This is a genomic window from Acinetobacter courvalinii (genome assembly GCF_014635545.1).
Lineage (GTDB): Bacteria > Pseudomonadota > Gammaproteobacteria > Pseudomonadales > Moraxellaceae > Acinetobacter > Acinetobacter courvalinii.
This window is the reverse complement of record NZ_BMDA01000001.1, coordinates 1,596,005-1,618,214: the sequence shown is the minus strand read 5'-3', so window position 1 is coordinate 1,618,214 and position 22,210 is coordinate 1,596,005. Positions and strand designations below refer to the sequence as shown.

Sequence of the window (22,210 nt, the reverse complement as noted above, 5' to 3'; positions counted from 1 at the left end):
TTTAATACAGTTGAAAAAATAATGATGTGATCTTGAAATGTTAAGCCAACTGAGCAACTTATTTAAAAGTTCTAAACAAACACCCGAGCAACTATTTCTAAAAGAACACGCTTTGTCTTTTGATGCTGAGCAGGGGCCAATTTTAAATGGTGTGGTACTGAATGATTTGGGTTTTCGTCTGGCATATTTCTCGAACCGAAAATTAGAACGATTTGATGATTTAGAAAAGCTGTTCCGGATTGCACCGCAAATTAATGAAAAAATTGATCTGGAATTACACTCGCAACGTTTTGTTGAGCGGTTGGGAAATAATCAAGAAAATCTCAAACAACTCAAGCAAGCAATTAAAGTTTTAAATGATTATTATGTGAAGTTTAAACGGGCGAGATAGAGCAGTATAAGTGCAACGCCATCTATTAAGTAACCAACACATATAAGATGTGGCTACAAAAGCGTAGTCTTAGCCTATATTCGGGTATGAACTTTCATAAAGATAATAACTAGAGACAAATGCATGGCACATCGTATTTATTTATATAATGTTAATAAAGATAAACAGCATAGCGATTTGGGCTATTTAGGTGAGTGGAAATATGAAATTCCACAATTATTACTTCCGCTGTTTTTTGCACAGCCTTCCCGTAAGGGGCACTTGCTGTACTTTGACCGCCAAGGTGGTGTTGAGTACTTACAACGTTTTTACGATTTATTAAGTGAACAGTATCAATTCAGTGAACAGACGGGCTGTGTCGAGGCCCAGCAGACCATGTTCGAGCTGTTACATTGCCTTATGAACAGCTAGAAATGGATGCCACTGATGTCTTTAATATGAATGAGGACAGTCATCATCAGCAGGCACAGCAATGGCTTGAAGACATCCTGGAGAAAAAAGCCTTGTATGATCAGGCTCTGGAGCAGCGGGATCTAACTGTTCTGGATGCGGTATTGGCCAGAACGGGCTATGAAAACTTTCTGGATATCTTACAGACAGACTGGGTGCAATGGGGACTGGGCTATTGGGAAGAATCACTTTATCGCGATGCATCGGAAAGCTTTGAGGAAAATGGCTTATGGGGACTCAGAAACCGTCAGGGAGAAGTTGTTCTTGCGCCGCAGATGAGCGAGATCTGGGCATTTAATGATGAGGGAATCGCCGTATTTGAGCGCAATGCACAATATGGTTATCTCAATCATTATGGGAAGATTCTGCTCGAAGCACAGTTTGCAGATGCCTATGACAGTTTTCCGCTGGATGGTAAAAATTATGCAGTGGTGCATCCACAGGAAAAGCCGGAATTAGAAGGCCTAATCTGTGTGGAAGATGGTCAATGGATGATTCCCGCCTGCTACGAAGCAGTAGAGCAGCTACGTTACTCGGATGTTTTTAATGTATTTAAAGCAGGTCAGTATCGCCTGGTTAATCTCCAGCATCAGGCTATTGTCGCTGAATCATCGGACCATCCTTTCGATCTGGATTATTTAAATGAACAGGTTAAGCTGTATTACTGTGCTCAAAAAGGCTCGGCAAAAAGACGTTATTTCCTGAGTAACGGCAGCTATCTGGGAGAATATATTGAAGATGTACTGCAACCGCTCAGTAATGGCTATTTATGGGTCAAGCCGAATAAGTTCCAGCGCAAGATTTGTGTACTAAAACCAAATGGCGAGTTACTGATTGATGATATTGATCAGCTAAAGGAATGGTCGGGCTATGGTTATCTTAGTTTTGCTTATCGCAAAGACAAGCAATGGTATGTCTATCACACCGAAACCCATTGCTTTTTATTAGCGCAAGGTATGGATAAGCTGATTGAGGGAGAATATCTGCATGAACTCGAGGATATTTATCCTTTTGAACATGCAGGGCAATATGGTCTGTTCGATGCCAAGCAACAGCAATGGCTGATCCCGCTTGCCAATCAGTTTGAGCGTATCCAGCACGTCAGTCACGGCGTGTTCCAGTGCATCACGACAGCGGGAAGCTATTACTACGATGCAAAACAAAACATGCTGGCAACAACAAGTTTTGATTATATTGCGCCGGCAATTGAGCGTTATGACCCGGAACAAGGACTATTAACTTTATTCAAAGCGCTGAATGTATTTTTTATCAACCCGCAGCGTCAACTGGTACAAGCTGCCCCTGATCAGATTGCCCAATTTTATCTGCGGCGCTTTAATTTCCAAGGCAAGGATTTAAGATTTTTCGAACAGTTCTATTCACGCTGGAAAGCCGCCCAAGGCGATAGCTATTTTGGCCAGCTGAAGGCCAACACCTTGTTAAAAATGGCGCAATCTTTTGAAGAACATCATGATATTGCGCAAGCCATACAATATTATCAGGCTGCTGCGGATCAGGGGGATAGCGAGAGTATGGTGGCCTTGGGCCTGATTTATAATAACGGTGAAGGTGTGCAGCAAGATTATGCGCGCGCGCTGGACTATTACTGGCAAGCAGTGCAACTGGACAATTCGTGGGGCTGGAACAATCTGGGGTGTATGTATCTTAACGGACACGGGATTGAACAGGATGTCCAGCTGGCGATTGAATGTTTTAACAAGAGTGCACAATTGGGTAACGGGCAAGCCTGCAAAAATCTGGCAGGGTTTTATTATGACGGGATTGATGTTGAACAGGATCTGGCACTTGCCGCAACATATTATCAACGTGCCGAGCAGCAGTTTTATTTCAGTGGGGAACAGCTTGCTGATATCTACTATCAACAGGTGGCGTATGCTCAAGTTGCCAAGCTGATCAAGCGTGATAAAGGCGAGGCATATACGGCGATCTATTATGCACTGATGTATGAAGCAGGGCATCAGTTTAAACAGAATATTAAAAAGGCCATCCAATATTTTGAGAAGGCATTGCAGTATGCTGATTATCCTTATGCATTGAAGCAGTTACTGCATTATTATGCTGAATCGGAACAGTTTAAAAATCCTGAAAAATATCAGCATTGGCAGGAATATATCGAAAGCAATGATATACAACTTGATGAATCTGCATCTGATTAAGCAGGGTATAAGCCTAGTAAAGCACTGAGCAATAAAAAAGCTGAATCAAGTGATTCAGCTTTTTTTGCTTCGGTCGGTGAGCAATTATTTTTCAATAATCGCGGTTACACCTTGACCACCCGCAGCACAGATCGAAACAAGGATACGACCTGAACCTTTTTGGTTTAAGATTTTCGCAGCAGTCGCGATGATACGACCACCTGTAGCGGCGAATGGGTGACCCGCAGCTAAAGAAGAACCTTTAACGTTGAGTTTGCTACGATCAATTGAACCTAAAGGTGCATCTAGACCTAAACGCTCTTTACAGAACTTTTCATCTTCCCAAGCTTTCAGGGTAGAAAGCACTTGTGATGCAAATGCTTCGTGGATTTCATAGTAGTCGAAATCTTGAAGTTTAAGGCCAGCACGCTCAAGCATACGCGGAACTGCATAAGCAGGGGCCATTAATAAGCCTTCTTTCTTGCCCACGAAATCAACCGCAGCAGTTTCAGAGAAAGTCAGGTAAGCAAGTACTTCGTGACCATTGGCTTTCGCCCATTCTTCAGACGCTAAAAGTACACATGACGCACCATCAGTTAATGGTGTAGAGTTACCTGCTGTCATGGTTGCAGCTTCGCCTTTACCAAACACTGGTTTTAATTTTGCCAGTTTTTCAGCAGTTGAGTCAGCACGTAAGTTATTGTCACGGCTTAAACCCAGGAATGGCGTGATTAAGTCATCGAAGAAACCTTCTTCATATGCTTTTGCCATTTTTTGGTGAGAAGAAGCAGCGAGAGCATCTTGTTCTTCACGTGGAATACCCCACTCAAGCGCAGTGATTGCTTGGTGGTCACCCATTGATAAACCGGTACGTGGTTCACCATTTTTAGGTGCATCCATCAGGTCTTTTACATTGATTTTTGCTAAAGCTTTTAAACGGTCTTTACCTGTTTTGGCAATGTTAAGCTCAAGCAGGGCTTTACGTAAGCCATCACCGAAAGCGATTGGCGCGTCAGAAGTGGTATCAACACCACCTGCGATACCCACTTCGATTTGACCTAAAGCAATTTTGTTTGCGACCAGGAAAGCGGCCTGTAAACCTGTACCACATGCTTGTTGAATGTCATAAGCAGGGGTTTCTGGTGCAAGTTGCGTATTTAATACACATTCACGCGTCATGTTAAAATCACGGCTGTGCTTTAATACTGCGCCCGCAACCACTTCACCCAGGCGTTGACCTTGCAGATTGAAGCGCTCAACCAAACCGTTTAACGCAGCTGTAAACATGTCGATGTTAGAAGCTGTGAAATAAGCGCCGTTAGAGCGAGCGAAAGGAATACGGTTACCGCCGATAATGGCAACACGGCGCACAGTGTTTTGGCTCATGGTTTTATCCTGTTGAACAGAAGGTTTGGTTGTTTTAGCAGTCGCTGCTTTCGTCGTGGTAGAAGAAGCAGCGCTTTTTGCCGCGCCTGCACTACGTGTTGTAGAACGGGCACGCGTTGTTTTTGGTGTCGTGGTTGCTGCTTTTGGAGTTGTGCTCGCAGTTTTACGTTTCGTAGAAGCTGCTGTTGATGTATTTGACACAGTCTCCTGAGCAGAATTGTCGACTGCTGGATTTTCTTGAGTTGTTTTGCTCATAAGGCTTTTCCAAGCATAATTGCGATATTCTTGCTACAAACATACCATATTTCCCATACAGCTGTATTGACTAGAATGACGCTTGCGACCACATTCAGGTCAAGACATCCAGACATGAACTCAAGTATGATTTGTGATGAGTCAATCAGACATTGATTTCATGCCATATCCCAACATGATTCATGTGTTTGTAACAAATTCATTTGTATGAGAGATAATAACCATGACTGATCAATACCAAGCATTTACACAATCACCTTTAGGTAAATTTGTTGTAAAAAATTTAGGTCTGCCATCACCAGTGACGCTAGATCGTTTTGAAAGTGCCCAACCTGTTGTGAATGGGGCAGTATTGCTTGGCGCAGCACCATCAAGTACGGTTTCTGCTGCGATTGCTCAAGTTCTTAGCAATATTCATGCAGATAGTTATGTCGGTAATAATGTTGAGTTACAGCAGACTGCTGCAAAAGTCGGTTTAAATCTGCGTCCATTAAATGCCGATGATAAAGAATCTAAATTCAAAGCGGTTGTATTTGATGCCTCTGGCATTCAGGATTCTGAGCAGTTAAAAGAGTTGTATAACTTTTTCAATCCAATCGCTCGTCAAATCTCAAGTTCAGGTCGTGTGATTGTGATCGGTACCACACCTGAAACTGCAAAAACAGTCAAACAGGCGATTGCACAACGTGCGCTTGAAGGTTTCATCAAATCTGTTGGTAAAGAGTTCAAAAAAGGCATTACTGCTCAAGTGGTTTATGTCGACCAAGGTGCAGAAGCGAACCTTGAATCAACTTTACGTTTCTTGATTTCACCACGTTCTGCTTATGTATCAGGTCAAGTGATCCGTGTATCTAAAGCTGATGTGGCTGATTTAGACTGGGCGAAGCCACTTGCAGGTAAAACTGCATTGGTTACTGGTGCAAGCCGTGGTATCGGTGAAGCGATTGCACATGTATTGGCGCGTGATGGTGCGCATGTCATTTGTTTAGACGTTCCGCAACAACAAGCTGATCTTGAGCGTGTGGCAGGTTCAATTGGCGGTTCAGTACTAGCAATCGACATTACAGCTGCGGATGCGGGTGAAAAAATCAAGACTGCTGCTGCAAAACAAGGCGGTGTAGACGTGATCGTTCACAATGCAGGGATTACCCGTGACAAAACTTTGGCAAATATGAAGCCTGAGCTTTGGGATCTTGTCATTAACATTAACTTGTCTGCCATTGAGCGTGTTAACGATTACTTACTATCTCATGACGGTTTAAATGCCAATGGCCGTATCGTTTGTGTATCATCAATCAGTGGTATCGCGGGTAACCTCGGTCAAACCAACTATGCAGTATCTAAAGCAGGGGTGATCGGTCTGGTTAAATTTACTGCGCCGACATTGAAAAATGGTATTACCATCAATGCAGTTGCACCAGGTTTCATTGAAACGCAAATGACTGCTGCGATTCCATTCGCGATTCGTGAAGCTGGTCGCCGTATGAACTCAATGAACCAAGGTGGTTTACCTGTAGATGTAGCTGAAGCAATTGCGTGGTATGCATCTACTGGTTCAACAGGTGTGACTGGTAACGTGGTACGCGTCTGTGGTCAAAGCTTGTTAGGTGCTTAAGCATTAGGGTTTTGAAGAGGGGTGCTTGTGCATCCCTTTTTTATAAAAATATTGAAAGGTTTATTATGAATACACGTCATTTTAGTCAGTTGCCAAAACCTTATTTAGCTTATCCAAAAGTCATTCAAGGTCTCATTTTCAAAAAGCCAAAAGGTGAAAAAGTTCTGCCACAAGTTGAGTATGTGGTAGATGCACTTAAAATTGATAGCAAACATTTAGAAAGCTATAACGAGATTTGTGGTTTTAAAAATGATGGTGTCGTACCTGCAATTTATTTGGCAGTTTTGTCACAAAGTCTGCAAATGCACATGATGACCAGCGAAGCATTTCCATTCCCAATCTTGGGTTTGGTGCATATTCGTAACCAGATCAAGCAAATACGTAATATTGGCGTGAATGAGCAAATCACGTTGTCGTGCAAGTTTGGTGAATTAAAACCGCACGACAAAGGTTTGCAATTTGATTTCATTACCACTGCCAAAGTTGCCGGTGAAGTGGTGATGGAAAGTTTAACCACCTATTTATCACGTCAAAAAACTGAGAAAAAAGCAGGTGATAAGCCTAAAGATACGCAAGAACCCGCTTATCAACCACAAGCAGAATGGAATATTTCAGAAAATACCGGGCGCCGTTATGCGGTGATTTCAGGGGATTTTAACCTGATTCATATCCATGCGGTGACTGCAAAAGCGTTTGGCTTTAAACAGGCGATTGCACATGGTATGTGGAGCAAGGCCAAAGCTTTGGCGAGCATTGAGCTTCCAGCGGCTTATGAGGCAGATGTCTGGTTCAAACTACCAATGTATTTACCTTCAACGGTTGAGTTCCTTACCGCAGCTGAAGCAAAGCAAACAGATTTCCTGATCCGTAATCTGAAATCTAAAAAGCCACATGTGGCAGGTACAGTGAAGGCACTTTAATCCATTCTTAAATTGTAATGCTCCCTGTTGTGCGCAATAGGGAGACCATAAAAACATAAATATCATAAGGAATTGAGCTTTGATTAAAGAATTATTATTTGCGGATACACATCATTATCACGGTAGCGTTGATGAACGCTTTATTGATCTGGCTCACCAGTTTAGCCGTTTACAGGATGCACGTAGCCAGCAAGGTGGCGCGGCATTGGTGGTGTATTTTCAAGGGCAGAAAGTTGTTGATATTTTCACGGGGAAAAAATCTCAACATGAAGACTGGCAAGCCGATACCTTGGCCATGTGCTATTCAACCGGTAAGGGGATTCTTGCAACGCTGGCTCATATTTTAGTGAGTGAAGGTGTGCTGGATTATGAGCAACCGATTGCACATTATTGGCCTGAATTCGCTCAAAATGGCAAAGCCAATATTACCTTGCGTCATGTATTATCCCATCAAAGCGGTTTGTTCGATATTCGCAATATGATTGATACTGCCACAGAAATGCTGGATTGGTCGCATATGCTGGATGTGATTGCTGCAGCAACACCGCGTTTTGCGGCAGGACAAAGTTTTGCCTATCAACCCTTGACCTATGGGTGGATTTTGGGTGGTGTGATTGAGAAAGCAGCCAAACAGCCGTTAAGCTGGCTGATGCAACGTTATCTGGTACAACCGCTTGAACTGGATGGCGCTTATTTTGGAACGCCTGCTTCAGAATTAGATCGTGTTGCACGTTTATTGGAAAAACCCAAAACGGCATCTCAAGCTAAACCGCAGAACAAGAAAAACAGTCAACCCCGTAAAGCCTCTTTATCGGAACGCTTATTAGAGCTTTCAGGACAAAACCCGCAAGATTTTCAGGATGCCATGATTCCTAAAGGGATGCGCCATTTTAGCTTCTACAGTGATGAAGGATTACAGGCGGTCATTCCTGCGGCAAATGGGGTATTTACCGCAGGTAGTCTGGCTAAAGTATATGCCATGCTGGCCAATCAGGGGCAATGGCAAGGTCAGCAACTGATTCGACCAGAAGTGTTCAAGCAACTCAGTACGGTACAAAGCAAAACACGTGATCAGGTCATGCCGATTCCAATGCACTGGCGTTTGGGCTATCACCGTATTCTCACCCTGGGCAAACGTGCGCCCCACGGCTTTGGACATGTGGGCTTTAATGGCTCGGGGGCTTGGTGTGATGTTGATCGTGAACTGAGTTTTGCTTATACCCACAATTTTAATGTGACTTCAGCAACCGGTGATTATCGTCTGTGGGGCCTGAGTCAAGAAACATTACGTTGTGCCGATGCAATTTTAAATGGGCGCAAAGGCTGGTTTTAATTGCTCTTATTTTGATAGGGCGGAATATGATAAATCACTGCTTCATATTTACGTTCAGTCTTGTATGCAGCAATAGTGCCCCCTAAAAATTCAGCCAATTTACGACTAGGCTGATTATCCACTGCTACTGGATATAAGAAATATTGAGCGGATAGATGAGCAGAGGCCCAACGAAAAACCTCAAAGATCGCTTCTTTGGCAAAACCTTGATGGTGGCAATCTTCCCGAATCCATAATCCCAGTTCAGGTGTCGACGTCTGCATACCATGCACACCGATCAGGCCAATAAAACGCTGCTCTTGTTTATGGCGCAATACAAAGTGTTGGTCGCTATGCTTTGTTGCTTTGACTAACCATTGCTGAGCAATTGTTTCCTGCTCTGCAAAACTGTGTGCAGGCCCCCAACTCATATAGCGCGTTAGCGTTGTTGTAACGCATGGATAGATATCAGCAAGATCATCCAGTTGAAAGGTAAATAAATTAAGTCTTTGGCTTTGTAATAAAGGTGGTTTCATTGTTTGCTCATTTTAGTTTTAAACAATTCTGCCTGAATCATGGCTTCGGTATGACGTTTAAAGTCGATTTCATTTAAACCATTCAGCCCGAGTTTGTAAATTCCTTCCAAACCACATACAAATGCAATTAACCGCCATGCAATGTCATGGCTATTGCTCTCAAAATGAAACTCTCCCTGTGCCTGACCTTCATTGATCATATTGACAATGGAAAGATGCCAATCTTGCATGGCGATATTGTAGGCCCGTTTAATTTCTTCATCTTGGTCAATCAGCACTTCAGCTTCATTCCAAAGTCTTAAATAAGGCTGAATCTGTTCAATATTTTCGCAACCCAGCAGGAGGGAAAGACGTTGTAAGGCATTGGCTGTGCTGACTTGATTTTCAATTTCGTCCAGTTGTTGCATCAGTTTGATAAATGCTTCTGCTTTTAAATGCGAGCTGGAGGCAAAATGATGATGGACTTGTCCTGTCGAGGTTTGGGCTTCGGTGGCAATGCGGCGCACAGTCATCGCAGAAAAACCTTCGTTTAAGGCGACCTGCATGGCTGCCTGTAGAATCATTTCACGACGTTGTTCGCGATTTAAATAAGCCATTCTTTATTCGCACCTCTACCAAGATATAAATCGGGAACACACTACTCCAAATTTAAAAGTTGGACAAGTGTTCAATTTTGGTTATAATGACAGCAATTTGAACAATTGTCCAATTTAGAGGCATTTATGTCACGCAAGTGGTTGATTCTTGCAATCGTTGTATTGATCTATCTCCCAGTATCGATTGATGCAACCGTTTTACACGTGGCGACACCAACCTTGAGTGAGTCACTTTCTTTAACAGCAAATGAGTTGCTGTGGATTATTGATATCTATTCTCTGGTCATGGCCGGTCTGATTTTACCCATGGGTGCATTGGGTGACCGAATTGGCTTTAAACGCCTGATGATCATTGGCGGCATCTTATTTGGTCTGGCATCACTGGCAGCCGCATTCTCTTCGACTGCTTATGCCTTGATTGGTTCACGTGCCTTATTGGCAGTAGGTGCGGCCATGATTCTGCCTGCCACTTTATCTGCGGTCCGTAATACCTTCCTGGATGAAAAGCAACGTAACTTTGCGCTTGGCATTTGGGCAACGGTCGGCGGGGGCGGTGCTGCCTTTGGTCCGTTGCTCGGTGGTTTCTTATTGGAGCATTTCCATTGGGGCGCAGTGTTCCTGATTAATGTTCCGATTATGCTGGCTGTATTGGCTTTAACGGTCTTCGTGATTCCAAAACAGGCAGGGCAACCGAAACAGAACCTTAATCTGTTACAGGCAATTGTGCTGGTGATTGCGATCCTGAGCATGATCTATGCCGTGAAAACCGTGATGCATGGTTTTAGCATCTGGTCGGTGTTGATATTCGCAGTTGGTTTTAGTTTGCTGGTGGGCTTTATCCGTAAACAGCTCACCTCAACTTCGCCAATGATCGATATTCAATTGTTTAAACATCCGGTGATTGCAACGGGTGTAGTGATGGCAATTGTCTCCATGATGGCACTGGTCGGTTTTGAATTGCTGATTTCACAGGAACTGCAATTTGTTTACCAGCTTTCACCATTGGCTGCGGGTGCATTTATTTTACCGTTTATGGTGGCGATTAGTTTAGGTGGTCCAATTGCCAGTATGCTGGTCAACCGTTTCGGTCTGCGTTCGGTGGCATCGCTGGGCATGTTGATGAGCGCGGTAAGTCTGTGGGGCCTGGCCAATACAGACTTTATGCAGGCGAAGATGCAGGTCTGGGGCTGGATGGTTGTGCTGGGAATCAGCGTAGAAATTGCTTTACTGGCGTCAACCTCGGCCATTATGTCGTCAGTGCCGCCAAGCAAAGCCACGGCAGCAGGTGCGATTGAAGGAATGGCCTATGAATTGGGCGCAGGGCTAGGCATTGCCTTTTTCGGTCTGATGTTGTCATGGTTCTATGCCAATTCGATTGTGGTACCAACCGATGTGCCATCTAGCATCATTGAACAGGTGAGTAGCTCGATTGGAGAGGCGGTTCAAGCTGCCAAGCAATTACAGCCCATGATTGCTGAGCATGTGATTGCAGCTGCGAAGCAGGCCTTTAGCCAATCGCATCGTTCCGTGTTGAATGTAGCAGCCTTATTATTCTTGATCTTGTCGATCTTTATCTGGTTTGCTTTACCAAAGCGAGTCAAGGTCGTTGAGGAATAATGATTGACCCTGATCTAAAGTAGTTTGGATCAGGGTGTTTTTTAAGGAACGTTTATCCCAAACTGACGTAAGATTTTACACAACTGAATCATCGGTAAGCCCATCAATGTGGTTTGATCATCTCCCGCCATTCTTTCAAATAAGCTAATACCCAAGCTTTCACATTTAAAACTGCCGGCACAATGCAAGGGCTGGTCAATCTCAATATAGCGCTCAATTTCTGCCAAGGTCAGCTGACGAAATTTGACTTGGTAATGTTCGACCAGTGTCTTTTCAAAGCCAGATTGTACATGTTGAACACTGAGCGCGGTACTGAAAAACACGGTTTGATCCGAGTTGGCCTGTAATTGCTGAATGGCATTTTCAACACTCAGTGGCTTGCCAATAAAATCATAGGGGGCATGTTCACGCCAAGCGACCTGATCGGAACCAATCACAATCGCATCTGGATGTTGCGCAGCAATCACAGCTGCTTTCTCAAAAGCGAGACGTTTAGCCAAATCATCGGCATGTAATTCACCTGTTGCAGATTCATCAATATCAGGAGAGATACAGCGATACTCCAGCCTTAAACGATCCATGAGGTCTTTACGGGTCTGGCTGCCGGATGCCAGAATCAGTTCATATTGACGCATTACACTGCATATTCCACAAGAATATTGAGGGGTACATAGTGTAGAACTGCATTGTGACATGCATTCAGTTTGATCGGTGGGGCATGCCCAGCCTGATAGGCTTCAACCCAGCGCGTGACACAGATACACCAGAAGTCACCCGGTTTAAGCCCGGGAAAGCCGACTTCTGGTAAGGGGGTGATCAGGTCATTGCCGACTTTTTGTGAGAAATTCAGAAATTCAGAGGTCATTTGCGCGCACATGGTGTGTTGGCCTGAATCGGTGACCGCGGTGTGACAAAAACCATTACGGAAATATCCGGTTAAGGGATCATAACAACAGCTGGCTAAAGGTTCGCCAAGCACATTTAAACGATTAATTTTAGGATCTGGATGAATAGACATAATAATAATAAAGATCGAGTGACGCTGATTATCATAATCAAAAGTGACGGCTTCGGCAGCTTTTCTGCAAAAAAACTCACCTTTATTTCAGAGAATCATTTAAAATTGTGCCGTTTTTAAAATCAACTAGAGAGCCATCCATGAATTTTCAGCGCATGACTGATCTTGATTTAGCAGGTAAACGTGTCCTTATTCGTGAAGACTTAAACGTTCCTGTAAAAAATGGGGAAATTACCAGTGATGCACGTTTACGTGCGGCATTGCCGACTATTAAAGCTGCTTTAGAGAAAGGCGCGGCAGTGATGGTATTTTCTCATTTGGGTCGTCCTGTAGAAGGTGAGCCAAAACCAGAACAATCACTTGCGCCAGTTGCTGCTTATTTAAGTAAAGCTTTGGGTCAAGACGTTAAATTATTCACAGACTATCTAGATGGTGTGGACGTTGCAGCAGGTCAGGTGGTATTACTTGAAAACGTGCGTTTCAACCACGGTGAAAAGAAGAATAACGAAGAACTGGCAAAAAAATATGCAGCGCTTTGTGATGTATTCGTAATGGATGCATTTGGTACAGCGCACCGTGCAGAAGCATCAACTGAAGGTGCAGCACGTTTCGCACCAATCGCAGCGGCAGGTCCCTTACTGGCTGCTGAGTTAGATGCGCTTGGTCGTGCCATGCAAACCCCAGAAAAACCAATGGTGGCGATTGTTGCCGGTTCTAAAGTATCAACCAAGCTTGATGTATTAAACTCATTGTCTACCATCTGCGATCAATTGATCGTTGGTGGCGGTATTGCCAATACCTTCTTGGCAGCAGCAGGTTATAACGTGGGTAAATCACTTTACGAAGCTGATCTGGTTGAAACGGCAAAACAAATTGCTGCAAAAGTCAGTGTGCCATTGCCAACGGATGTTGTGGTTGCAGATGCTAGCCAGATCAACTTTGAGGACTTCCTGGGTTCATTGGCAAGCGCGCAAGCTGTTGTGAAAAATGTTGCAGATGTGACTGACACCGATATGATTCTGGATGTTGGTCCTGAAACGGCTAAAGCATTTGCAGAAATCCTGAAATCTTCAAAAACCATTCTTTGGAATGGCCCAGTGGGCGTATTTGAAGTGGATCAATTCGGTGAAGGGACCAAAGCACTTTCTTTGGCGATTGCTGAATCTGCTGGCTTCTCGATTGCAGGTGGTGGTGACACATTGGCTGCGATTGATAAATATGAAGTTGCTGACCAAATCGGTTATATCTCAACCGGTGGCGGTGCTTTCCTTGAGTTTGTAGAAGGCAAGACTTTACCGGCGGTTGCGGTTCTACTTGAACGTGCTTAATCAAGACGTAGCGCTTTGATTAAATAAAGAAATAAAAAAAGAGTCGATTTAAATCGGCTCTTTTTACTTTTGTATAACAGGGTCGTCATTAAAGTGTCATATATCTGAAATATGCTTGTCACAAGTTAATCAAGTTACTGTGGAAAGCCGTGATGAAATTTAAATTGACTCTTGCCGCGCTAATCATTGCTCCAATCATGCTGACTGCATGTGCAAAGAAAGATGAATCGAAGAATGCTGAACAGCAGGATCAGGCAGCTTCTGCTGTATCTACTCAATCGACACAGACCACTCCAGAACAACAAGCTGCAATTGATGCCATTGATAAGCCCAATCTAGATGAACATAATAGCGATGTTGCAGAGCATGGGGCGGCTTCAGAAGTTGCTGCGAGCCAAGCTCACTAAGCCATACATAAAATAAAAGCCGATGTAGAAACATCGGCTTTTTTGTATTTAGGCGTTGGCCTTGCAATAGAAGGTGAGGGTGGTCTGGTAATCATCATCTTTGGCTAAAGAGGCATTTTTACCTGTAATGGTGCCAATCACACCTGCGGCGGCTTCAACCATCTTGCCGGTTTGCTCATCCACCACACCTTTGAGTACGCCTTGATAGGCGGTTTTTTCATCTACAACAACAGGTGAGGTATTGCGGTTACAGGTTTTTTGAGCAGCACTAATCGCATTATTTTTGGCGATCAGGTTGGTTTTACCAATGCCCGTCACTTCAAACTGATTATTTTCTTTTTGAATGGCCAAGGTATTGGTCGGTGTAGATGCACATGCCGTTAGACCCAATGCCAGGCCGCCAAGTAAACTCATGATGAAGGTTTTTTTCATTGCTTGTTCTCAAGTGATTACATAATCATATTATTTGAACATATAATTTATGGGTGCTTTGGCAGGTTATGTACAGTTTGTGCAGAGACTCTGTTAATTTTGTCAAATGAATGATGAGCTTAGTAATCATGAGGTTTTCCATTTATTGACAAAAAAGCAATATAACCCATCCTTACAAGCAGGAATTAGGCATAGTGGAATTGATTCAGATTATGCTAATCTAGCGCCATCCTTGTGTTAGTTAGATTCATTTCAATGACGGACTCAAATATAGAGACAATTCATCAAAATATTCATCAACGTCAATCTATTGGGCAACTCATTGAGCCTGCACCGAATACAGAACAACTTGAAAAAGCAGTGCAAGCTGCGCTGACTGCCCCAGATCATCATCGTTTAAAACCGACCCGTTTTGTCATCGTTACTGCTGAGCAGCGCGCTGCTTTTGGTGAGCATCTGGCTAAGGCCTTGGCAGATATTGGAGAAACAGATCCTGCCCAGCTCGATCGGGTCAAACAGCACCCATTCCGTGCGCCGTTGCTGGTTCTTGCTTTAACGACCCTTCAGGATCATCCCAAAGTACCGCACTTTGAACAGATCCTGAGTACGGGCGCAGCGATTCAGAACTTCTTGTTATCTTTACAGGCCCAAGGGTTTGCCAGCATGTGGCGTTCAGGTGCCGTCGTTGAGTCAAACTGGTTAAAACAGCAGTTGGGTTTAAAAGAGCAAGATTTAATTTCAGGAATTATTTATATTGGCACTGCGGCAAAGGCGATTGCACCACGTGCAGAAATAAACAGTCAGGATTTTGTCAAGGTGTGGCAAGCAAACTAAGCTCGGTTTGCAATGATGAAAGAAAGAAAACAGGTTTCAGGATAAAAAATGACAGAGTTAAAATTTAGCGATTTAGTTGAGCCGGTGGCTGTAGATCAAAAAACAGCATTAAGAATTACAGTATTGGGTGGTGGTAGTTTTGGTACAGCCATGGCTAACCTGGCTGTGCGTAATGGCTGCGATACCATGATCTGGATTCGTGATGCTGCCGTCGCAGAAGAAATTAACCAGACTCACGTCAATAAACGCTATTTACCTGATTTTACTCTGGAAGCCGGATTGCGTGCAGTCGCCGATCTGGAGCTTGCAGTACGTGACCGTGACATTATTCTGGTGGCGATTCCGAGTCATTCATTTCGTGATGTGTTAAAGCAGATTGCACCGTTTATTACCTCTCAGGCTGTAGTTTCATTGACCAAAGGGATTGAGGCCAAAACCTTCAGTTTCATGAGCGATATTATTCGCACAGAATTGCCGGAAGTACCCTACGGTGTGTTATCGGGGCCCAACCTTGCCAAAGAAATTATGGCCGGGATGCCATCAGGCACGGTGATTGCTAGTGATTCTGAACTGGTTCGCTATGCCGTTCAGCATGCCTTACACAGTGCTTTATTCCGTGTGTTTGGTAGCGATGATGTGCATGGTGTGGAATTGGGTGGTGCATTGAAAAATATCTATGCCGTGGCGATGGGGATGGGTGATGCCTACAAGATTGGTGAAAATACCAAGAGTATGATCCTGACCCGTGCTTTGGCTGAGATGAGCCGTTTTGCGGTCAAGCAGGGTGCCAATCCTTTAACATTCCTGGGCTTGTCGGGCGTGGGTGATTTATTCGCAACCTGTAATAGCCCGTTAAGCCGTAATTATCAGATTGGCTTTGCGCTGGGTTCAGGTAAAACACTGGATCAGGCAAGCAAAGAATTGGGGCAGACCGCTGAAGGGATTAATACCATTGTTCAGGTGCGTACCAAAGCACAAGAACTGGATGTGTATATGCCGATTACCAATGCGCTATATGAAGTAATTTTTGAAGGTGCACCGCCCATGAATATTGCATTGTCGTTAATGAAAAATGGTCATCGTAGTGATGTAGAGTTTGTTTTACCTCATCATGAAGTCTAAGCAAAATCATGAGATGTATCAAAAAACTGTCATCTATTCGCGTTATGATACCGCTATAAAAAATAAGGTCGTTTTATGCAGTTAACTTTAGTTCGTCACGGTGAAGCGTCTCCAGCCATCAATGGAAACGATATGCAACGCCCCTTAACCCAGCGTGGTCATCAGCAGGCTGAGCAAACCGGGCAGTTTTTAAAAGATGTGATTCAGCCAGACATCTTTGTGGTGAGCCCTTTGTTGCGTGCTCAGGAAACTTTGGCCCATATCAAGGCACATTTTCACGGTATTCCCGTATTGATTTGCGATAAAATCAAACCGGATGATGATGCCAAAGATGCGATTGAATGGTTGTCAAAATTACCCTATGAGTCAATTGCAGTGGTCTGTCATATGAATGTGGTGGCGCATATTGCTGAACAGTTGACCCATGAAAACTTTAATCCATTTGCATTGGCAGAAGCCCGTATTTATGATCAAGCTGTGATCGCGAATGGACTATCGACACAAAACAACCGTTTTACGCCAACATTATAATTTTTATATATCCGCGTTAGGATAAGGGTACTGAACACCGATGCTGTATTTATGGATGCCCGAAACCAATGGAACATGGTATTGGTCGGCTGGGGAAAACTGGTTGCAGGCAGACAGTCTTGAGCAACTGATTCAAGACTTGCAGGCGCATAGCGGAAAAGAGACCGTGGTTTATTTTCCAAGCCGTCATGCGCAGATGTTGCAACAGGCGATGACCAAGGTACATTACAAGCAACTGGGTCAAGAAGGGATTAAATATCTTCTGGAAGAGTTTGTAAGCTTGCCGATTGACCAGATGAAAGTGGTCCATCATTTTCAACAGGATCAGGTCAGTATTCTGGGGGTAGCACAGTCAACTATTGAAACCTGGCAACATGCACTTAGTCTGTTACCTGTCCAGATCAGTGCCTTCTTGCCTGACTTTTTGATTTTGCCTGAACCCGCACAGCATGAAGTGGTGCTGGTCAATCTCTATGATCAATTACTGGTCAGGGAAAATGCATGGTTGGGGAACTCGGTGGATGATCTGGGTTTATTTCTTGAGTTCCAGCCAGCTGAAACGCAGTTTAAGTTTGCCAATTTAAATGCTGCCCAGATGGACAGTCTGGCAACGGCATCCAGCAAAGACCAGCGCACGGAATTCAGTTATCAATTTCAGCCCCTGTTAAAAGCAAAACAGCATCCATTTAATGTTTTGCCGAAGTCAAAACATGCCGAAACCCAATGGTCGGGTTACTGGAAAGCTGCCGCGGCAGTGCTGTTGGCTGTGATCGTGGTACAACTCGGCTATGATGCCTTGCGCTGGTCGAAACTGAAAAAAGTCGCGGATCAGACCGCTGCTCAAGCCATTGACCAATATAAACACTGGTTCGGCGAAAATATCAGGGTTACTGAACAAAATATCAAAAGCCAGTTTGAAAGCCAGTTACGAATGAGTCAGCTGGGCGATACCCAGGCACTTTCACTGTTGAGTCGTGTCGGGCCTATCCTGATGCAAAAACAGATTGTGGCCCAGCAAGTCAGCTATGAGGCTTCAACACTGGCCATGTCGCTCAAGGCAAAATCGGCAGAAGATCTGCAAGGGCTGACCCAGCAATTAAATCAACAAGGTTTTCAGGCTGAGTTAGGTAATGTGCAGGCGGACAGTGTCGGCGCAATCGGGGTGGTAAAAGTAAAATAATGAAAGCACTAACACGTTTACAAAACAGCTTCGACCAGAAAATTGAAGCGCTTAATGACTATCTGCAAGGTTTATCTGTACGTGAGCGCGTGATGGTTATTTTTACGACCATCTTTGTGATCGTGACTGTGATTGGTTTTTCCTTGTGGAAAATGCACGCTTTGGCCGATCAACAGCAAAAACGTTTAAATGAACTCAAGGATCTGACCGTCTGGATGCAGAGCAATGCTGCCACCATGAAGCCTGCCAATGATCTTGCACTGTCCGCTGCGGACAAGATTCAGCGTACTGCGCAGCAGCAGGGCTTGGCTGTCTCCTCCCAGCAAAATGGGGAACAGATTCAACTGGTGGCAGAACATCAGAACTATGCCGTTTTAGCTAACTTTTTAATGCAGTTGTCACAAATGGGCATTAGCATTCAAAAAATGGATATGGTGTCAAATAACAATCAGATTAAATTGACTGCAACAGTGCAATAAGATCAGGGTCTTGGATTTTTTACACAGTATGAGGGCTCAGCCTGAATGCGTAGCCTTTTTGTAATACTTGATCTTTCTGAGCGGGCGACACGGGAACTCAATCATAAACCGTAAACAAAGTCAGGGAAGGTCGGTTGTATGAGGAATAATACTGCATAGCTGCCTGTCTAGAGCAGTCCGGCGTGTCTTTACCTGAATATAAATAGGTCTTTGGGACTAAAGCAAAAAATCAGCAAACTGGCTTATAAAGTTTGCCAACGCGGTCTCCTTATCTACATTTGAGGTCTCGTTTGAATGGTTTTGTAGAAGTCAGGCAATATATGGCTGAAATGTCACCAGACCTTAAAAAATAACCCTATGTCAGGCATGGCGTTTTGATACGCCTATGCCTATAATATGCCTACTTGAAAAAACAGTAGACTGTGATTGGTATGTTATATTCATTGGCTCGCCCTTTGTTGTTTACTTTAGCGCCAGAGCGTGCACATGAACTTACACTTTCAATGCTGGATAAAGCCCATAAAATTGGCTTCATGCATCAGAAAGTAGCAGCAAAACCTGTGACATGTATGGGCATTGAATTCCCGAATCCTGTAGGTCTTGCCGCTGGTTTGGATAAAAATGGTGCGCATATTGATGCTTTAGCAGCTTTAGGCTTCGGTTTTATCGAAATTGGAACCATTACCCCACGTCCACAAGCAGGTAATCCTCAACCGCGTTTATTCCGTATTCCTCAGGCAAAAGCCATTATTAACCGTATGGGTTTTAATAATGACGGCGTGGATAAACTGATTGAGAATGTCAAGGCAGCAAAATTTAAAGGTGTGCTAGGTATTAACATTGGTAAAAATGCCGATACGCCAGTTGAAGATGCGGTTTCTGATTATCTGATCTGTCTCGAAAAAGTTTATAATTATGCTTCTTATGTTACGGTGAATATCTCATCGCCAAATACCAAAAACTTACGTAGCTTACAAAGCGGTGACGCACTGACAGAGTTGTTACAAACATTAAAAGATCGACAACTAGAGCTGGCAAAACAATATAATCATTATGTTCCTCTGGTGCTTAAAGTTGCACCTGATCTCACTGCAGAAGATATTGATTTTATTGCAGCACAATTATTGCAATTCAAGATCGATGGTCTCATCGTGACCAATACCACACTAGGCCGTGAAGGTGTCGAAAACCTGGAAAACGGTAATGAAGCGGGTGGCTTGTCTGGTGCGCCTGTATTTGAGAAAAGTACCGAATGTTTAGGTCAGTTTGCGAAAGTACTTGCGGGTCAGATTCCTTTGATTGGTGTCGGCGGTATTCTGGCAGGCGAACATGCGGTTGCGAAACAACAGGCAGGAGCGAGCCTCGTTCAGGTCTATAGCGGACTGATTTATACCGGTCCAACCCTGATTAAAGATTGTGTTAATGCGATGACATTGTGAAATGAACACGCTTGATATCATTATTCTGGTCATCTTGCTCATTGGAGGGCTGAACGGTTTGCGCCAAGGATTTATTAAAGCCTTTGCCAACTTGATCGGATGGATATTTGCATTGATCATTGGAGCAAAATATGCTGTGTTATTGGCCCCTGCGATGAGCAGTCTGAGCCAAGACCCGGTTGTGCAAAAAATTGCAGCTTTTGCTTTTATCGTATTGATCATCGTGGTGTGTACCTGGATTGTTTCGGCATTGCTCAACGGGCTCTTGAAAAGTTTAAAACTGGGCCCATTAAATCGTTTAGCAGGGGGGGCTTTTGGTTCGCTCAAAGGCCTTTTGATTGTGCTGATCACCATGCAAGGTCTTGGACCATGGGTTGAAAGTTCACCGCACTGGAAACAGTCTAAATTCGTACAAATTTTATTACCTTACGCACCTTTGGCAACTGAAATGTCCAAAGATGCGGCAAATCAAGCCTTACATCAAATGACATCCGAAGGTGCGCTATTACATCGCCCTTCACCAGAAATGGACGAATCAGAACGTGCATCAGTCACTGAGCGTTCTGATCATTCGACGAAAAATCCTTTTTATTAATCGCTAGCTTGTCGCGAGGTTGCTATGTGTGGAGTTGTTGGGATAGCCGGTAAATCACCAGTGAACCAAATGTTATTTGATGCCTTAACGATGCTGCAACATCGAGGACAGGATGCCGCAGGGATCGTAACCTGCCACCAAGGGCGTTTATTTCTCCGCAAAGATAACGGTATGGTACGCGATGTATTTCATACCCGTCACATGCGTGCATTGCTTGGAAACTACGGGATTGGACATGTGCGTTACCCAACCGCAGGTTCATCCAGCAGTGCTGAAGCACAGCCGTTTTATGTAAACTCTCCGTACGGGATTACCCTTGCACACAATGGTAACCTGACCAATGCCGCAGAAATTCATGATGACCTGTTTAAAACAGATTTACGTCATATGAATACGGATTCCGATTCCGAAGTCCTGCTCAACGTATTTGCGCATGAACTGCAAAAGCTTCGCACTTTAAATCCAACTCCGGATGATATTTTCCACACCGTTTCTCGCGTACATGAGCGTTGTAAAGGTGCTTATGGCGTGGTTGCCATGATCACAGGTCACGGTCTGGTCGGCTTCCGTGACCCGAATGGTATCCGTCCGCTGGTGTATGGTTCTCGCGAAACTGAGCAAGGCACTGAATATATTATCGCTTCTGAGTCAGTTGCGATTACCGCACTCGGTTTTAAAGTTGAGCGTGATATTGCACCAGGTGAAGCGATTTTCATTGATGAGAATGGTCAGTTGTTTAGCAAGCAATGTGCTGCAAACCCAGAATACCGTCCATGTATTTTCGAATACGTGTATTTTGCACGTCCAGATGCCACGATCGACGGGATTTCCGTGTATAAAGCCCGCTTGAAAATGGGTGAGAAGCTGGCGTACAAGATTTTGAAAGAATGGGGCGAGCAGCACGATATTGATGTGGTGATTCCAATTCCGGATACCAGCCGTACTTCCGCTTTAGAGTTGGCGAATATTTTAGGGGTGAAATTCCGTGAAGGGTTTATGAAAAACCGTTATATCGGACGTACCTTTATTATGCCAGGTCAGCAACAGCGTAAAAAATCGGTTCGTCAAAAACTGAATCCGGTCGAACTTGAGTTTAAAGACAAGAATGTATTACTGGTCGATGACTCGATTGTACGTGGCACCACCTGTAATGAAATTATCCAGATGGCACGTGATTCGGGTGCGAAGAAAGTATTCTTTGCTTCAGCCGCGCCAATGGTGAAATATCCAAACGTCTATGGTATTGATATGCCAGCCAAGGCTGAACTGATTGCATCAGGACGTACCGTGGAAGAAATCCGTGAAAATATTGGTGCAGACCGTCTGGTTTTCCAGGATCTGGAAGATTTGAAAAATGCCGTGCGTACCAGTAAAGTGCCAGATCTGACTGAATTTGACTGTTCTGTATTTGATGGTATTTATGTCGCAGGTGGCATTGACAAGGCTTACCTTGATAACCTTGAGCAAAAACGTAGCGATTCTGCCAAAAATAAACTGGATAGCTATATCGATGTGAATATTGATGCCGCTTCGGTAGATTTAACCGGTATCAAAGAAATGTAAACCTTTTGGTCCATAGAAAAGCGGGAATTTCCCGCTTTTTTATTTTAT

Annotated in this window: 23 protein-coding genes; 17 read left to right on the top strand and 6 right to left on the bottom strand. The window is 44.0% G+C overall.

The genetic code is table 11. The features are described 5' to 3' along the window. Positions 1-37: 37 nt before the first annotated feature. From IEV39_RS07345 to IEV39_RS07340, 3 genes are all read left to right on the top strand, one after another. The gene (locus tag IEV39_RS07345; RefSeq protein ID WP_005285013.1) at positions 38-391 is read left to right on the top strand and encodes a hypothetical protein; all 354 of its coding nucleotides are present in this window, start codon (positions 38-40) and stop codon (positions 389-391) included. Between the two features lie 123 nt (positions 392-514). Further along, a complete protein-coding gene (locus IEV39_RS18495) occupies positions 515-802 on the top strand; it encodes a hypothetical protein (RefSeq protein ID WP_005285016.1) in 288 nt (95 codons plus the stop codon). Positions 803-804: 2 nt separating this feature from the next. After that, positions 805-3,018 (top strand): tetratricopeptide repeat protein, encoded by a 2,214-nt coding sequence (locus tag IEV39_RS07340; protein ID WP_227554505.1) that lies wholly within the window; start codon positions 805-807, stop codon positions 3,016-3,018. 84 nt (positions 3,019-3,102) lie between these two features. On the opposite strand, the gene IEV39_RS07335 is transcribed toward IEV39_RS07340, so the two are convergent. Continuing rightward, entirely contained in the window at positions 3,103-4,638 is a 1,536-nt protein-coding gene (locus IEV39_RS07335; protein ID WP_005285023.1) for an acetyl-CoA C-acetyltransferase, read from the bottom strand. Positions 4,639-4,861: 223 nt separating this feature from the next. Here IEV39_RS07335 and IEV39_RS07330 point away from each other — a divergent pair, with 223 nt between their 5' ends. From IEV39_RS07330 to IEV39_RS07320, 3 genes are all read left to right on the top strand, one after another. Beyond that, positions 4,862-6,253, top strand: coding sequence for a 3-oxoacyl-ACP reductase (locus IEV39_RS07330; RefSeq protein WP_005285025.1), 1,392 nt, complete (start codon positions 4,862-4,864; stop codon positions 6,251-6,253). A gap of 65 nt (positions 6,254-6,318) precedes the next feature. Further along, positions 6,319-7,173, top strand: coding sequence for a MaoC family dehydratase (locus IEV39_RS07325; RefSeq protein WP_005285028.1), 855 nt, complete (start codon positions 6,319-6,321; stop codon positions 7,171-7,173). Between the two features lie 79 nt (positions 7,174-7,252). Beyond that, complete coding sequence (locus tag IEV39_RS07320; protein ID WP_005285031.1) at positions 7,253-8,506, top strand: serine hydrolase domain-containing protein; 1,254 nt, start codon at positions 7,253-7,255, stop codon at positions 8,504-8,506. On the opposite strand, the gene IEV39_RS07315 is transcribed toward IEV39_RS07320, so the two are convergent. Beyond that, positions 8,503-9,021: a GNAT family N-acetyltransferase gene (locus IEV39_RS07315; RefSeq protein WP_005285033.1), complete on the bottom strand. Its 519-nt coding sequence runs from the start codon at positions 9,019-9,021 to the stop codon at positions 8,503-8,505. The genes IEV39_RS07320 and IEV39_RS07315 overlap by 4 nt on opposite strands. After that, positions 9,018-9,617: a TetR family transcriptional regulator gene (locus IEV39_RS07310; RefSeq protein ID WP_005285036.1), complete on the bottom strand. Its 600-nt coding sequence runs from the start codon at positions 9,615-9,617 to the stop codon at positions 9,018-9,020. The genes IEV39_RS07315 and IEV39_RS07310 overlap by 4 nt, the downstream gene beginning before the upstream one ends. A gap of 126 nt (positions 9,618-9,743) precedes the next feature. Here IEV39_RS07310 and IEV39_RS07305 point away from each other — a divergent pair, with 126 nt between their 5' ends. Beyond that, positions 9,744-11,234, top strand: a complete 1,491-nt coding sequence (locus IEV39_RS07305) for an MFS transporter (protein ID WP_005285038.1) — start codon at positions 9,744-9,746, stop codon at positions 11,232-11,234. Between the two features lie 41 nt (positions 11,235-11,275). On the opposite strand, the gene IEV39_RS07300 is transcribed toward IEV39_RS07305, so the two are convergent. Together IEV39_RS07300 and IEV39_RS07295 are read right to left on the bottom strand one after the other, a co-directional pair. Continuing rightward, complete coding sequence (locus IEV39_RS07300) at positions 11,276-11,869, bottom strand: Maf family protein (protein ID WP_005285041.1); 594 nt, start codon at positions 11,867-11,869, stop codon at positions 11,276-11,278. Continuing rightward, positions 11,869-12,252, bottom strand: coding sequence for a DUF2237 family protein (locus IEV39_RS07295; protein WP_005229802.1), 384 nt, complete (start codon positions 12,250-12,252; stop codon positions 11,869-11,871). The genes IEV39_RS07300 and IEV39_RS07295 overlap by 1 nt, the downstream gene beginning before the upstream one ends. Positions 12,253-12,392: 140 nt before the next feature. Between IEV39_RS07295 and IEV39_RS07290 the strand changes: the two genes are divergently transcribed. Both IEV39_RS07290 and IEV39_RS07285 read left to right on the top strand, forming a co-directional pair. Continuing rightward, a complete protein-coding gene (locus tag IEV39_RS07290; RefSeq protein ID WP_005229804.1) occupies positions 12,393-13,580 on the top strand; it encodes a phosphoglycerate kinase in 1,188 nt (395 codons plus the stop codon). Positions 13,581-13,732: 152 nt separating this feature from the next. Beyond that, positions 13,733-13,987, top strand: a complete 255-nt coding sequence (locus IEV39_RS07285) for a hypothetical protein (protein ID WP_005285044.1) — start codon at positions 13,733-13,735, stop codon at positions 13,985-13,987. A 48-nt stretch (positions 13,988-14,035) separates the two neighbouring features. Here the strand turns inward: IEV39_RS07285 and IEV39_RS07280 are convergent, their stop codons facing one another. Next, positions 14,036-14,419 carry a hypothetical protein gene (locus tag IEV39_RS07280; RefSeq protein WP_005229807.1) on the bottom strand — a complete coding sequence of 128 codons (384 nt, stop codon included), beginning with the start codon at positions 14,417-14,419 and terminating at the stop codon, positions 14,036-14,038. Positions 14,420-14,674: 255 nt separating this feature from the next. Here IEV39_RS07280 and IEV39_RS07275 point away from each other — a divergent pair, with 255 nt between their 5' ends. The 8 genes from IEV39_RS07275 (at position 14,675) to purF (ending at position 22,162) form a co-directional block, all read left to right on the top strand. Next, a complete protein-coding gene (locus IEV39_RS07275; RefSeq protein ID WP_005285047.1) occupies positions 14,675-15,253 on the top strand; it encodes a nitroreductase family protein in 579 nt (192 codons plus the stop codon). 48 nt (positions 15,254-15,301) lie between these two features. Beyond that, a complete protein-coding gene (locus tag IEV39_RS07270; RefSeq protein ID WP_005229812.1) occupies positions 15,302-16,375 on the top strand; it encodes an NAD(P)H-dependent glycerol-3-phosphate dehydrogenase in 1,074 nt (357 codons plus the stop codon). Between the two features lie 75 nt (positions 16,376-16,450). Further along, positions 16,451-16,906: a phosphohistidine phosphatase SixA gene (sixA, locus tag IEV39_RS07265; protein WP_005229814.1), complete on the top strand. Its 456-nt coding sequence runs from the start codon at positions 16,451-16,453 to the stop codon at positions 16,904-16,906. Between the two features lie 40 nt (positions 16,907-16,946). After that, a complete protein-coding gene (gene gspL, locus IEV39_RS07260) occupies positions 16,947-18,086 on the top strand; it encodes a type II secretion system protein GspL (RefSeq protein WP_005285052.1) in 1,140 nt (379 codons plus the stop codon). After that, a complete protein-coding gene (locus IEV39_RS07255) occupies positions 18,086-18,565 on the top strand; it encodes a type II secretion system protein M (protein WP_005285055.1) in 480 nt (159 codons plus the stop codon). The genes gspL and IEV39_RS07255 overlap by 1 nt, the downstream gene beginning before the upstream one ends. A gap of 431 nt (positions 18,566-18,996) precedes the next feature. Next, complete coding sequence (locus IEV39_RS07250; protein WP_005285057.1) at positions 18,997-20,004, top strand: quinone-dependent dihydroorotate dehydrogenase; 1,008 nt, start codon at positions 18,997-18,999, stop codon at positions 20,002-20,004. A 1-nt stretch (position 20,005) separates the two neighbouring features. Further along, on the top strand, positions 20,006-20,599 hold the full coding sequence (locus IEV39_RS07245) for a CvpA family protein (protein WP_005229822.1): 594 nt from the start codon (positions 20,006-20,008) through the stop codon (positions 20,597-20,599). Positions 20,600-20,623: 24 nt separating this feature from the next. Continuing rightward, positions 20,624-22,162: an amidophosphoribosyltransferase gene (gene purF, locus IEV39_RS07240; protein WP_005229824.1), complete on the top strand. Its 1,539-nt coding sequence runs from the start codon at positions 20,624-20,626 to the stop codon at positions 22,160-22,162. Positions 22,163-22,210: the final 48 nt, after the last annotated feature.